This is a genomic window from Pedobacter sp. (assembly GCF_039594775.1).
Lineage (GTDB): Bacteria > Bacteroidota > Bacteroidia > Sphingobacteriales > Sphingobacteriaceae > Pedobacter.
On sequence record NZ_JBCNMT010000009.1, the window covers coordinates 1 to 13,723 of the forward strand.

15 protein-coding genes and 1 tRNA gene are annotated in these 13,723 nt (G+C 37.3%); 1 reads left to right on the forward strand and 15 read right to left on the reverse strand.

Features of this window, described 5'->3' with window-relative positions; genetic code table 11:
- Window positions 1–328 precede the first annotated feature (328 nt).
- From ABDV71_RS17495 to ABDV71_RS17505, 3 genes are all read right to left on the reverse strand, one after another.
- Window positions 329–1,540, reverse strand: coding sequence for a bifunctional 3,4-dihydroxy-2-butanone-4-phosphate synthase/GTP cyclohydrolase II (locus ABDV71_RS17495; RefSeq protein WP_343534866.1), 1,212 nt, complete (start codon window positions 1,538–1,540; stop codon window positions 329–331).
- 161 nt (window positions 1,541–1,701) lie between these two features.
- Window positions 1,702–3,144: an LptF/LptG family permease gene (locus ABDV71_RS17500; RefSeq protein ID WP_343534868.1), complete on the reverse strand. Its 1,443-nt coding sequence runs from the start codon at window positions 3,142–3,144 to the stop codon at window positions 1,702–1,704.
- Window positions 3,145–3,242: 98 nt separating this feature from the next.
- Entirely contained in the window at window positions 3,243–3,623 is a 381-nt protein-coding gene (locus ABDV71_RS17505) for an START-like domain-containing protein (RefSeq protein WP_113663903.1), read from the reverse strand.
- Window positions 3,624–3,863: 240 nt separating this feature from the next.
- Here ABDV71_RS17505 and ABDV71_RS17510 point away from each other — a divergent pair.
- Window positions 3,864–3,937: transfer RNA gene (locus ABDV71_RS17510), tRNA-Met, on the forward strand.
- Between the two features lie 510 nt (window positions 3,938–4,447).
- On the opposite strand, the gene ABDV71_RS17515 is transcribed toward ABDV71_RS17510, so the two are convergent.
- The 12 genes from ABDV71_RS17515 to ABDV71_RS17570 all read right to left on the reverse strand — a co-directional run bounded on the left by ABDV71_RS17515 (window position 4,448) and on the right by ABDV71_RS17570 (window position 13,693).
- Window positions 4,448–4,909: a hypothetical protein gene (locus ABDV71_RS17515; RefSeq protein WP_343534871.1), complete on the reverse strand. Its 462-nt coding sequence runs from the start codon at window positions 4,907–4,909 to the stop codon at window positions 4,448–4,450.
- 11 nt (window positions 4,910–4,920) lie between these two features.
- Entirely contained in the window at window positions 4,921–5,637 is a 717-nt protein-coding gene (locus ABDV71_RS17520) for a DUF1629 domain-containing protein (RefSeq protein WP_343534873.1), read from the reverse strand.
- 49 nt (window positions 5,638–5,686) lie between these two features.
- Window positions 5,687–6,448, reverse strand: coding sequence for a hypothetical protein (locus tag ABDV71_RS17525; protein WP_343534876.1), 762 nt, complete (start codon window positions 6,446–6,448; stop codon window positions 5,687–5,689).
- 120 nt (window positions 6,449–6,568) lie between these two features.
- Window positions 6,569–6,847: a hypothetical protein gene (locus ABDV71_RS17530; protein ID WP_343534878.1), complete on the reverse strand. Its 279-nt coding sequence runs from the start codon at window positions 6,845–6,847 to the stop codon at window positions 6,569–6,571.
- 263 nt (window positions 6,848–7,110) lie between these two features.
- Window positions 7,111–7,698 carry a hypothetical protein gene (locus tag ABDV71_RS17535; RefSeq protein ID WP_343534880.1) on the reverse strand — a complete coding sequence of 196 codons (588 nt, stop codon included), beginning with the start codon at window positions 7,696–7,698 and terminating at the stop codon, window positions 7,111–7,113.
- Window positions 7,699–7,702: 4 nt separating this feature from the next.
- Window positions 7,703–7,909, reverse strand: coding sequence for a hypothetical protein (locus ABDV71_RS17540; RefSeq protein WP_343534882.1), 207 nt, complete (start codon window positions 7,907–7,909; stop codon window positions 7,703–7,705).
- A gap of 348 nt (window positions 7,910–8,257) precedes the next feature.
- On the reverse strand, window positions 8,258–8,932 hold the full coding sequence (locus ABDV71_RS17545) for a hypothetical protein (RefSeq protein WP_343534884.1): 675 nt from the start codon (window positions 8,930–8,932) through the stop codon (window positions 8,258–8,260).
- Window positions 8,933–8,973: 41 nt separating this feature from the next.
- Window positions 8,974–9,405 (reverse strand): hypothetical protein, encoded by a 432-nt coding sequence (locus ABDV71_RS17550; protein WP_343534886.1) that lies wholly within the window; start codon window positions 9,403–9,405, stop codon window positions 8,974–8,976.
- On the reverse strand, window positions 9,390–10,946 hold the full coding sequence (locus ABDV71_RS17555; protein ID WP_343534888.1) for a type VI secretion system amidase effector protein Tae4: 1,557 nt from the start codon (window positions 10,944–10,946) through the stop codon (window positions 9,390–9,392). The genes ABDV71_RS17550 and ABDV71_RS17555 overlap by 16 nt, the downstream gene beginning before the upstream one ends.
- A gap of 807 nt (window positions 10,947–11,753) precedes the next feature.
- On the reverse strand, window positions 11,754–12,662 hold the full coding sequence (locus ABDV71_RS17560) for a helix-turn-helix transcriptional regulator (RefSeq protein WP_343534890.1): 909 nt from the start codon (window positions 12,660–12,662) through the stop codon (window positions 11,754–11,756).
- A gap of 17 nt (window positions 12,663–12,679) precedes the next feature.
- Window positions 12,680–13,183, reverse strand: coding sequence for a hypothetical protein (locus ABDV71_RS17565; RefSeq protein ID WP_343534892.1), 504 nt, complete (start codon window positions 13,181–13,183; stop codon window positions 12,680–12,682).
- A gap of 72 nt (window positions 13,184–13,255) precedes the next feature.
- A complete protein-coding gene (locus ABDV71_RS17570; RefSeq protein WP_343534894.1) occupies window positions 13,256–13,693 on the reverse strand; it encodes a DUF2147 domain-containing protein in 438 nt (145 codons plus the stop codon).
- Window positions 13,694–13,723: the final 30 nt, after the last annotated feature.

A 13,723-nucleotide genomic window follows, 5' to 3' on the forward strand; every position in this document is an offset into this window, starting at 1 on the left:
GGCTTTTGAACCATTAAGAACTTAAGAGACATTAAGTTTTATTGATAGCCACATGATTTAATTCCTTAGTTATTTAATGTTTTTAACCACCTTAGACATCTAAGAGCATTTTAGTTTTTTATTACCCCCGCTAATTTTTTTAACCACCTTATACATTTGAGAATATTTTGGCTTTTGAACCACTGAGGAATTAAAGGGCATTGGCTTTTCCTTATAGTTTCATGTCTTATTTTTTTTAATTCCTTAATGTTTATTGCCTCATCGAATATCTGAAAAATAAAAAAGCCAGAAGTGAATGCTTCTGGCTTTTATCAAGTCTATATCATTTCTATCCCTTTAAGATATGATGTCCCATTTTGTCTCTTTTGGTCATCAAATAAGATTCATTATGTTTATTGCTTTCAATCTCAATTGGGATATTTTCTACAATCTCTAGCCCATAGCCTATTAAACCAGCTCTTTTGGTTGGATTATTAGACATCAGCTTCATTTTGGTAATGCCTTGGGCCCTCAAAATTTGCGCACCCACGCCATAATCACGCTCATCACCTTTAAAGCCCAATTGGATATTAGCTTCTACCGTATCCAACCCTGCATCTTGAAGGTTATAAGCATGAAGTTTGTTTACCAAACCAATGCCTCTTCCTTCCTGGTTCATATATACAATAAGTCCTTTACCTTCTTGTTCAATCATTTCCATGGCCTTATGCAATTGCGGCCCACAGTCGCAACGACATGAACCAAAAATATCGCCAGTTACACATGAGCTATGAATACGGGTTAACACCGGTTCGTCTTCTTTCCACTCACCTTTTGAAATAGCCATATGGGTAGCACCATTACTTAACTGTGTATAGGCGGTCATTTTAAAATCGCCCCACTGTGTTGGCAGGTTTACAGTTACTTCTTCTTTGATCAAGCTTTCAGCAGCCAAGCGATAACTGATCAAGTCCTTAATGGAAATGATTTTCAGATCATGCTGCTTAGCGGTAATCATCAAATCTGGCAAACGAGCCATGGTACCATCTTCATTCATGATTTCGACCAATACACCTGCAGGTTCAAAACCTGCTAAACGAGCAATGTCAATGGTTGCTTCAGTATGTCCAGTTCTACGCAACACCCCTTCTTTTCTAGCTCTCAAAGGGAATATATGTCCCGGTCTGCCTAAATCTTCAGGCTTTGTAGCGGGATCAATCAAAGCTTGCACTGTTTTAGCCCTATCGTGTGCAGAGATACCCGTAGTACAACCATGTCCAATCAAATCAACCGAAACGGTAAATGGGGTTTGGTGCAAAACGGTATTATTCTGTACCATCAGGTTTAACTCCAATTTATCGCAAAGTTCCTCAATGAGCGGAGCGCAAATCAATCCACGTCCATATTTAGACATGAAATTAATCACTTCTGGGGTTACGTTTCTCGCTGCGGTTACAAAGTCACCTTCGTTCTCACGATCTTCATCATCAACTACTATGATAATTTTGCCTGCCCTAATATCGGCCAGTGCTTCTTCTATGGTATTTAATTTAATCTCCATTTTGGTAAATAACAAAATGAATGGGATTTCCCCATTTTCTAATTTGTACAAAGGTACAACCTTTAAAAGCAATTATTGTAGGTAATTATCATTATGAAGTAAGAAATGACTGCTCATGAACGATGCTTACCACCACCATGTACAATCTTCAAATGCTTCTTTTAGCCCAAGTCCTTTTTTTTCTTTTTAAATAGTCCCAGTACCAACTGTTTGTAATAATCAATATCAAACAATGCTGAATCGACCGTTGCTTTGTAGGTCAAAAACACCCCTATTGGCGTAAGGATAATGACAGCCATCCACATTCCAAATATTGGATCTAGCGAACCTTCTTTAGCAGATTTTTCGGCAACGGTAGAAATAATGTGATAGAACAGGAAGAAAATCACCGCAATTACTACCGGTAAGCCTAAACCTCCTTTACGGATAATAGCTCCCAATGGCGCACCAATAAAGAACAGCAGCAAACAGGAAACAGCTAAGGTATATTTACGCTGGTATTCAATCTGTGCTCTTTGGATTTCTTTTGTTCTAAACTCGTATTCGGGTAATTGCCCGCCAATTGTTTGCCTTAATGCATCCACTTGGTCATAAGCGTTTTGTACGGCTTGCGATTGTTGATTTTTTGGAATAACGTTCAACACGCTACCTTTGATAACCGTAGGCTGTGTTTTTACTTTGGTATACCCCTTTACGTAGCTACTTTGTTTAAAATAGTATTGCGCACTTTTTTGTAATGCTTTATTAACACTATCCAAGCCTTTGCTCAGGGAATCTTTACGGTGCAACAATTCCTTACGGTTTAGCATAGGGGCATTGTTTTTAAAGTTCTCCTCTTGCGTGCGAGTCATATCTTTAAAGCTACTGAAATCAAACTTCACTTCTGTTTGCTTAAAGCGCATACGGGTAAGTGTTTGTCGGGGATTATAGGAGCCATTGTTAGAGGCTGCCTCTTGATAGCGAACGCCATTGACCAAATTTAGCACCATATAATTACCATCGGATGTTTTGGACATTTTTCCCTTTTCGGCCATGATGATCTGAGGAACGCCATTGCTACTGCTATGGTCGTAAATCATGATTCCATAAAGCGAATCGATGGCCCCTTCTCCCTTACGTTCTACACGCATAGAATAATTTGGAATACTATTGTTAAATACTCCCGGCTTAATCAAAAAAGAAAGTTTTTTATTACGTACATCCCAAAGGAGAGAACCATATTTAAGATTTGCCTTGGGAAGCATGTAGTCTGAAAAGAAAAACGACGCAACTGCAAGCCCCACAATGAGCACCAAAAGGGGCTGCATTGCTTTTCGGAGGGAAACACCAGCCGATTTTATCGCTACCAGCTCGTAGTTTTCACCTAGGTTACCGAAAGTCATGATGGATGAAAGCAAAATAGCCAAAGGCAAGGCCATGGCCACGTTTGACGCCGAGGCATACATCATTAGCTCAGCAATGACGTACCATTCAAAACCCTTGCCAATTAAATCGTCGACGTACTTAAACAAAAAGAACATCAACAGGATAAACATCACAATAAAAAATGTGACGGCAAAAGGCCTAATAAATGCCTTGATCAGCAGTAAATGGATCTTTTTCAATGATGCAAAGATAGGCAATGCCAATGAGAAAGCAATAAAGTTAGCGTGCGTTAATGGTTTAAAATTAGGTTTGGCCTAAAGTTCCCATAAGCGTTAAACTAAGCGCCCAATACACTCAACAAATAGGTAATTTGATTATCCCAAATCTGCTTTCTTTCTTGCAGAGTTTCCTCGGTAGCAAAATCAGTGATGGCCAGTGCCACATCGTTAGTAAGCTCATCTTGTATAATCTCCATTTCGAAATAGCAATAAGGTTCATCGTCAACCCATTTAAATTTTACCAACTTGTTTTCTTTGGCGCTAATGAGTTTGGCTTTCTGCACTTCTCCATCCCAAGTGAAAGTATAGGTTTGATCTCTAAAAACTACATCGTCAGCAAACCACTGCGCTAGACCATTCGGCTCACTTATAAAGCTGTATAGTATGCGGGGAGATGACCTGATAGCATACTCTAATGTAAATTTTTTCTTTTCTGACATCCTTACTTCTATTTTTTGCTTTCCTATTTTTTCTAAAGAAAAGTATTTTCTTTTATAAATGCAAAGTTTTGGGAAATAAGTATTTTTTTATTCTTGAGCTTAAATTTTATATCCTCTGTCATTCTATATTCGAATCGAAACCCCTTAAAAAACAGCACACTGAAATAAATATTCAAACCTTTTTAAATAATTTTCTTTGTTTTTTGGATTTAATCCTATATTTGCAGCTCGAAATTTTTCGGCGGGGTAGCTCAGTTGGTTAGAGCGCAGGATTCATAACCCTGAGGTCACGAGTTCAACTCTCGTTCCCGCTACGGAAGGAGATTTTCTCCGAAAAAGATAAGGGTTTCTCAATTTAGAGAAGCCCTTTCTTATTACTAATCAAAGACTTACTCGCAAATAAAGGATGTAGCTACGGTATTCTATACCCCTTCAAAATACATGATATTACCTTTGAACACCTCTCTTATTAAAATAAATGCTAAAACAAGCAGAGAAAACTGACGACACGCCAAGCTGTTCCCTTGCCGAGGCTCTGACCAAGCAGGATTTATACATCAATGGTTCGCTCGCACAGATGGGATGCTCAATACTTTGGAACCTGTTTAGGGAAGGCAGCACACGGTATAGGGGCTTCTTTTTCAACCTTAAAGAATTTAGGCTTCAGCCGATACCCATTGGCTGAAGATTGCTATGAGCGGCAAAAAAAAACCGCCGATTTTCTGATCGAAAATCGGCGGTTCCATTTTTTAAGATTGGCGCTAATCTGGCTGGACCGTTTAGACATTATACAAATCGCTATCAAAAAAACGAGCCAAGCCCCATCAACCCTCACTTCTAAGGTAGAGCGTACATCCACTGTCGAACCAGCTTTCATCTTCTTGAAGGAATGAGATTGCAACCTTTGAGTTTTCTCCCTTGAAACATATTCCCCTTTCCTTTTTCATACCGCTCTTTTTATAGATTTCTTCCAACCCCAGTGTAAGTTTGTTATTTACGTTGTACAGCGCCAAAAGTACCAGTCCCCGTATGTCCTCATCGGGTTCCAGAAATTTGACCAACCCGAGTTCCTGATACACCGAAACCACTTCCTGTCCGGTTTCTTCCTCAAGTTCTTCCGCGTCCTCGGGTAGTTTGGGAAGGCCATAAAGCGCTGAAACTTTATGGAAAGCCATTTCCGCCTGCTCCTCAACGGGCAGTTGCGTTTGGTTTATCTCGTTGATTAGCGATAATAGCTTCGGATCGCTTTCTGCCCAGGCTTGTATTGGATTTTCATTGTTTTTCATACTGACTTAGATTAGCTTTTACCATATATTTTTTCTCGTTCATTGTGCAGCCATTCATTGAGTTTGTATTCGATAGGCATAAACTCGATGCCAGTACAATTATTTTTTTCTATCTCCCCTTTTAATACCTCTGACACTACGTATCTTACGCCTCCCTCCACATCTAGTAGCACAAAAAAATCTTCGGAAATGCTATCCGTTAATTTTATTCTTTCAATCCTGATGCCATAAGGATACCTTTTGTCCTCAATCTTTTGCTTCTCTTTAACAAAATCTTCATAAGTAGCAATGTCCAATTTTTCCAGGTTATTGAACACGTGCTCGGTCACATAGATCTCTGAATTTTGATAGTCAAGAAACTGCATGTCCACTTTATGAAAATTCAAGACCCAATAATTTTCCAGTTCTGCACCATTCGCGATGATGGGTGACCGGAAAAACTGCATTCCAGAAACCCTGTATGCTTCAAGTATATTTTTAAGTTTTTCGCTTATCAATAGTTTTAAATGGAATCCGATAATCCCAGCACTAATTAAATCCGTAGGCTTAGCCCATTTTCTTAATATCGCCTTGGCTACAATCGGTTCAAAATCAACCCTGCTGAATGCTATGCGATCAATAAATCTTGGTTCGTCCCAAACATCGCAAATGTATTCAGCTTCCTCAACTTGAGGATAGGTCCCCACTTCTTTCGTGTTCAGACCTTCATTTATCGAAAAATATTGCATATCAAAAATTCAGATTGTTAAGATGTACACCGGGATTATTATTTATTCTTTATGGTTCTCTATCTCTCGGTTCATAACTTTCTATCATCTGATTTAGTTGATAAATAGTTTCTAATATTCCTAATGAATATCTACCCTCTTTATCGGTCTTAAGGATTTTTATGGCCCACTTGATAAACTTTTCACTTTCTTGATTCAAGCCATTCTTGTCCAGATATTTCTTGATATCTACTATTGCTTCTGGATTTTGCTTACTTTGAATATAAGCAACCTCTTCTTTACTACATGAAATTTTATTTAATATGAATTTAACTGCATCTTTAAATTCATTTGGCTTCAGTTTATTATAGCCATTATAGTCGTCTATATTAATTACCGGCAGTCCTCGGAATTCGGTTGGTAAAAAATCATCATTCCTATCAAATAAACTATATTTGATTACTTTTAAAAAGTCATTCCTTTTGATATAGTGATAAGGTGTTCTGTAATTTATCACTAAGGGGTCGTTAAGGTTCAAAAATTTATAAAGAACTGTTAGCTTCAAATTGGAGGTGTCCTTTTTTTTGAGTTCGCTTTTTATATATTTTAGGTATATGTCAGGTGATTTCTTAATTTCTTCTGTTTGAGTTTTATATAATTCAAAAATCGAATTCTTCTTCAGCGTGATACTATCTGATGGATAATTTATAGAGTAATACAGATATTTCTCGTAATCTCTCTTTAGAAGTACTAGATCTTGAAATTTTGAGTAAAGCTTGCGATTACTATCTTGCGAATAACTTAAATTTATATTGGCAATTAATAGTACCATTAGAATTAATACCTTTTTTATCAGATTCATTTATTTTTTTCTAAAGTATATGCGTGAAGGATAGTCCTTGTCTGCAATGGTAAGGGCTGGATTGTTACTCACATCCATTTACCATTTTCTTTAGTTTTTCTTTTTAAGATCATTTATGTTCGGTCGATTAGGCAACTGCTTATTATTAATATACTCCTTATAAGTAGATTTTTGATAAACTCCATTTTTAAAATACATCGTACGTACTATTGAATCAATGTTTTCAACATTTTTATAAACTTCTGTTACGATAATTCTATCTTTTAAAATCCTCCTTTTTGCGACCATCACCAAAGCATCAGAATTGTAATGTAAGCCTTTTAAGGTTATTCCAAATCGTAATTGGCCATCTAGGTAGTAACTTTTCATGTAATATCTTATTTCATAATCACCTACTCCAGACCCGTCTTAATTTGATAGGTTTTACCAAATAATTTTTCTGTTTTCTGAGCATAACACAGGAGGCTTAAAAACATGATAAAAATTGTTGAAATTAATCGTCTCATCATACCTCCTTTACCATATTTCTATATAGCTTAAACCACCTTTTGGTTCAAGTACGTAACCATCACCAAACCATTAATAATTAAGTCTACATGGCCAGAATAGCCTGCTGTACTTGCATAACTATATCATTGTCTAAAAAAACTATGTTCATTACTATTATTCGGACCTACATAGTCAATTAACCACTTATCTTTTGTCTTGGTCAATTGAAAAATCATATCAACGTTTTTATCGAAATTTATTCCGACTAGAGCTTTATTATAAATCACCAGCATTTGCGTTACCTTTAATTTATCTAGATTATCCAGTATCATTTCTGGCTCGAATGTACCCAATACATCATCTTGATCCAACCCATCAATCTTAATTAATTCTCCTTTTTTTAGCTTATTTGGCAGAAACTGTTCGTAATAATTGTAATATCCCTTAAGTCCTTCTATGTATGTTTCAGAAACAAAGCCACTTTCCAGAAAATTCTTATAATACAGTGATATACTATCTTTATCAAAGTAATTTTTCAACTTTCCTTTTCCATCATGTCTAATGATAAAATAATACTCTCCAGTTTTATATTGACCGCCTTTCTTGTGCCATTTTAAAAAACTAGTTATCGTATTCACAATAGGTTCTTTATCTTTCGGTGCTTTCTCTGATTGTTTTGAAGTACAATCAGAAAATAATAAAACTATTAATAGCAATAATATTTGTTTCATAAGTCTAATTTTTTATGCTTTTACGTACTTGTGTTACTATATAATCATGCATACCTGCAGCATTCCTATAATCGACAATGGCAGTTCTCTCTGTAATTTTACCAGTAATAGAATTATAATAAAGTCGATTGCTATAACTTGCACCTGTAGAACGATTATTAGTCGCATTATCCATAAATTGAAAATATTTCCCTTTTTCATCAATTCCCATACCCACTATCACCACGAAATGATCAGTAGATTTATCCGCATTTATTAAAGGAGCTCCTGGCCTATTATCAACACCTATTAATACTGGTATTTTCTGATTTAATGAACTAATGATATAACTTATTGCTTTCTTGGTCTCAATTAAATTAACTCCATTTTGAGATGTAAATATTAAAAATGTTTACTCACCTGGTAAATAACCAGAACAGGTAAACCTACCTTACCAAGTTGTTCCTTCGCCAAAATTAGGCAATTCTCATATTTATTAGGATTATCAGCTCTTTTCCTTATGGATACAAATTTCTCAAAATCAATTACTCTATTAACTGTTGGCCAAGGTTGATTTAGATTAGCTTTTACCATAAATTTTTTCCCGTTCATTGTGCAGCCATTCATTGAGTGTAAGTCCGACTGGCATAAACTCGATTCCTGTACAGTTGGCATCTTCAATTTCTTTTTTAAGTTTTTCAGACACAACATATTTTACTCCACCCGCTACATTCAGCAATGTAAAAAAATCTGTATTAACATTCTTTTTAATCTCAATTCTGTCCAGATAAAGTGCTCCTTCCAGACCCTCTTTATCAATTTTCTTGGTAAACTCATCTATAGAGGCGAAACTGATGTCCATCAAAAAGGTTCCTCCCTCCTCTTTTCTTTTCTTCCATACCACTTTTGATTCCTTTATGTCGACAAACTCCATATCAATCTCAAACGAATTTAAAACCCAATAGCCATTTATCAATTCATTTTTGTGGATGACCGGAGAAGGATAAAAATCGATTCCTCCACTCCTCCATTCCTGAATTATTTTCTTCAGTTTATCGCTTACCAGTAGTTTTCTTGTAAAGCCCATTCCTGTAACACTGATTAAATCGGTCAACTTGGAAGATGGATACAATATGGCATTGGCAGTGATTGGTTCAAAATCTACCTTTTTAAAATGTACATGTTCTATAAATCTTGGCTCATCCCAAACATCGCAATTCTGCCTTATATCTTTGACCTGAGGGTAATGGCCCATTACTTTAACATCTAGCGAATGTTGTATTGAATAATATCTCACTATTTAGAAGACTTAGTCTTTTTTTCTGCCCTGTATTGTCGGTATGCAGCTTTAGCTATTTTATCCAAACTATCGCTTTTATAAAAATCAAGGCAGCCAACAAACATCCTCTTCATCCCATACAAATCGTGCTCGGGATCAACAGCTATCGGTTGTATACCTTTTGCATAGAATCTCCCTACAGAATCTGCTTTATCTCCATAGTTCCCCAACACTTCTTTATTGACGGTGAAGGAAATATCTTTTGTAGTCCAGAGCAACGGTTCTAGCTTGTCACCTGTTACCTCACATGCACATTTGTACATTGCATAATCCTTAAATAAGTTAATCCAGTCATTTTTAACACGATTTTTCTGAACGCTACATGATGTAAGGAACACACAAGCAGCTAATAAATAATTGATTTTCATAATACCTAATTTAATACCCATATTTCAATTTTTTCAACGCCACCACCTGGATAAGCATTTGACCCGTTAACACAATTTCCATTGATTATAAAATCAATATGCCCTGAAAATCCAGCTATTCCCGGAGATTTGTTAACAGTAGTGTAAATCCCTGTTTTCCCTTTAAGGAAATCAACTATCTTTTTCCTGTCACCTCCAATTTCTTGGCTTGTTAAAGCGTAAGTTGGTGGTCCGAAAGTATCCTTCATATACCTGTTGAATGCTTCAGCAGAAAGGATGTAATTTTTACCGTCTGCACCTTTCTCGGTCTTCTTGCGATTATCATAAACTAGTTCTGGAATTTCCAAACCAGAATAGTTTAATGCCCTTGAACCTCTTATTGCGCATGCATTTTGATAATCAGGATTATGATTTTTGTTCTTTGTGTTTAATGTACCACCAACCATTGTATAGACTTCTCCGGCAGTCAACCCCCTTATTACGCCTTCAACTACTTTTTTTGGGTAGTTAGCATAATATGTCTGTAAAGAAGGCATCTGCTGCTGTTGTATTATCGAATTGGTATAGTACCCTAAATCATCGATCTCTCCATCCTTACCTTCTGCTACTCCTAAAAAATTGTTTGCAAAAACTTCAATATTTTCATTTGTGTTGGTTGTTAGATATGAGATCGACCATAATGCAAATTCTTTACTATGCAATGAATTACCATTTGAATTAAGATAGTTTTGTAACTGTGCAACTGCCGTCGGATTGGCATCGAGGAAATCAATCTGGCTCTGTTCCGAAATTCCTAACAATGTAGCCAACTGCTGAGCCTGATTTGGTCCCGGCACGTTACACTTGATCTCTCCACTGGCACAGGGATCATACCCTTCAGGATAATTTGGTGTGGTATTTCCACCGCCGCCAGTATTGCCCGTTCCCCCATCTCCCGGATTTCCCGAAGGACCGCCGCCGCTAGAGCCTTCACAGCCCCATTGTACGGTCGCAACAAGGTCCTGCCACGGTCCGCCCTCACCACTACCATATTGACAATCCTCCGGGTTATAATGTTGCTGGGCACCTGTACCTACACACGGCATGTCAACAAGCTCGAACTTTACAAAGTAACCACAGGTCATTTGTGCCTGCACTTGATTACCTTGTTCTGACAGCGGTACCATTTGATAAGTTACCGTGCCTTCAAATTTCGGGTTATGGCCGGTAGCGCGACGTTTGAGTATCCATTCCTTTGTGGGGGTATAGGTACTTATAAAGGCAGTCGTCTTTCCCTTAGCCTGTTGTATAGTCAGGTTTCTGAATGTAGGGGAATTGGAACTTTCCAGCTCCATGGAAAGCACATAGCTAACCGTATCACTGACCTCAAGTCTCTTTACCTGATCGGTGCTGATGGTGACCTCGGAGAGTGTGCCACTGCCTGCGACCTGTATATTCAGATTGGAAGATGACGGCGCCACAAGCTGCTTCAAAGTTCCCAATTGCTTTGCATTTACGCTGCTTGCAAATTTTTCATAGGAAATGGACTGTATTTTAGCCTTCGAATCTGTGGTGGCTCCCACTTTAAGGTCATCTCCAGGTATGACTTCTTTTTTGCAGGAATAAAAAAAACAGGAAAGTAAAAGGAACAGACCGATTAATTTTTGATACGCTACGGGACATGTAGCTTTCTTTGAGAACATTTTTTTCATAAAGGCTTATATAATTTAGTTTGTGGAAAATACATAAGTATATATGAACTTTCAAAATAAAAGTGAAAACACATGCTTGCGCTAAGCAAAATGTAGGGAAGAAATATGCCATATGTTGCCCAAGGGAAATTCAAACTAGAATATTTTGGTACCTTTACAAAAAAAGAAGAATGACAGTTGCCGAACTAGAACATTGGTTTAATAACGTGGACCTTCCGAAGGGGCCTATCCTACTGTATCCGGGAACAATTGTCACAGATGTTCGAAAGTTTGTGGATAGTCATTTAACTCCGCTCAAACTTGTTCCTAACGCTCCGACAACACATACGCACAGGGACAGATTATTGGCTCTAAAAGCAATTATAGAAAATAATTGATAAGATTGTCATTATTTGCCCTTCATGATTTGCTCCAAATTAAGTAGAAATATGGCTCAGGCCATTTGTCGGTTTCTCCATTAGAGTTTAGGCAGTCTTTTAATAATCTGTCATAAAAGAAAAAAGATAACATGGCTATCTTTTTCAATTATTATTTGATTGCTAAACAAGTTTCATAATTATTCTCTCTCAAAATATCTTTAAGGGCTATTGTCTTCAAGCACTTCAAATAATAGCATCCAGCTAATTTCCATCTAAATAAACCATTTACTGTAATCATGGGAAATCTTTCTAACTAATCTTAGTTTAAATACCTAAATTCTTGTGGCGTCGTACCTGTTTTCTGCTTGAATAGCTTACTAAAATACTGGGGATACTCGAAGCCTAATTGATAAGCGATTTCCCCTATGGTTTTATTGCTTCCCAATAGGATATTTTTTGCTTCTTCTATCACAAAATGATGAATATGCTCTTTAGCGTTCATCCCTGTTTCCTTCTTCAACAGATCGCTCAGGTAATTGGGAGATAGATTTACACAATCCGCCAAATAGCCTACGGTTGGCAAACCTTCCTTTAACCTATCATTAGCGTCGAAATATTCCTTCAATGCCTTTTCTACCTGAACCACAACATCTCTATTTAGGTTTTTCCGTGTAATAAACTGCCTGCCATAATACCTGGAACAATAATTCAGCAATAGTTCAATGTTTGAGACGATAAGATTTTGGCTATGGTGGTCAATATTCTCATTCAACTCTTCACCTATCTTGATGATACAGTCATAAAGGACCTGTTTCTCCTTTTCAGAAAGGTGTAGGGCTTCTGATGTTTCATAAGAGAAAAAACTATAATCTTTCATCTTGGCCCCCAAAGAGGTGCCCCTTACCAAGTCTGGATGAAAGAACAGTCCCCAGCCCATCATGTCGTCACGTTTCTCAATTTCGCTATCAAGTTCTACCACCTGCCTTGGCGCTATGCAAATAAGGCTTCCCTCCTGAAAGTCGTATTGCTGCCTTCCATACTTCATATGATTAATACAATAGTTCTTGAACATAATGGAGTAGAAACCACAGGATATACGCGTGCCTACTTCCAAATATTCATCAACCTTACTAAAATCTATAATGGCAACCATGGGGTGCTTTACCCCTCCCTGCTGAACAAATCTATTGATCTCTGAGATGGTTTCTAAATGTATGATTGGTTTCATAGCTTCTAATTTACTTTTTATGAATGCTGTATTGCCATAAGAATAGCTTTATCATAAATATCTGCCCGCTCTTGTGAAAAATAATCTACCACAAGCCCAGCAATGGCAAAATAGGCCAAGCCAATTCCTATGCCCATCCAGGTTGCGTTTTTAGTCGACCAAAAAATCAATAAGGTGATGGCAAAAAACAGGCTTGCTACCATCTTGGATATTTTATAGCCATACTGAAAAGCTTCTACACGTTGTTTTTCCGCCCTGATAAATGCCGAGTGGTCCAACTGATAACTTCTCGGTAGTTCTTCTAGGCGTTTATAATTTGAAAACAACATCCCACTGCCAATCCCAAGATATATAAAACCGCTGATGGCGAGTGGCCACAATAGTGCTTTGGCATTGGGCGTAGCGCCTATTTTCCAAAACAAAAAACCTACTAAAATGGTAAAAACGCCAAAGGCAACGATCAACCAAGCTTCAAATAGCTCGTCTTTTACCCAATTTATGGTATGTTGTATAAATTCCATGATATAAATATTGAATTAGACCTAGTTTTTTTGATTACTGTATTACAAAATAAGACATTTATGCACTACGAATTATTTTATTCTATGGAAAACTGCTGTTTTGCCCAATAGCGATACGCCCATATAGCCCCTCAGGTACATCTTATCGTTCTTGATCCAAATTTTGCAACTGTAGGTGTCGCCACTGGGAGCATTATAAATTTTCCCATCAACGTATTCTTCTCCATCCCATCGCAGTCCCGTTAGGCTGGTGATGCCAATCAGCTCCCTTGTCCTTAATTTTGCATCGGGATTCTTCACATCTTTTTTTGACGTGACCCCATCGCTCTCCACAATTTGATCGCCCCAAAGGTACTTTCCATAGTACTTATCGCCCTGCTTATAAATCTCCAGTTTTACATCCTTTTTGTCTGCTTCCCATTTACCTATAATCGTTTCTTGTCCGGATTGAGCAAAGGTGTCCACTACGGCTACCACCATCAGTACCCATAATAATTTTACTTTTTTCATGCTAAAAATTTTATACGTTCAATATTTTTC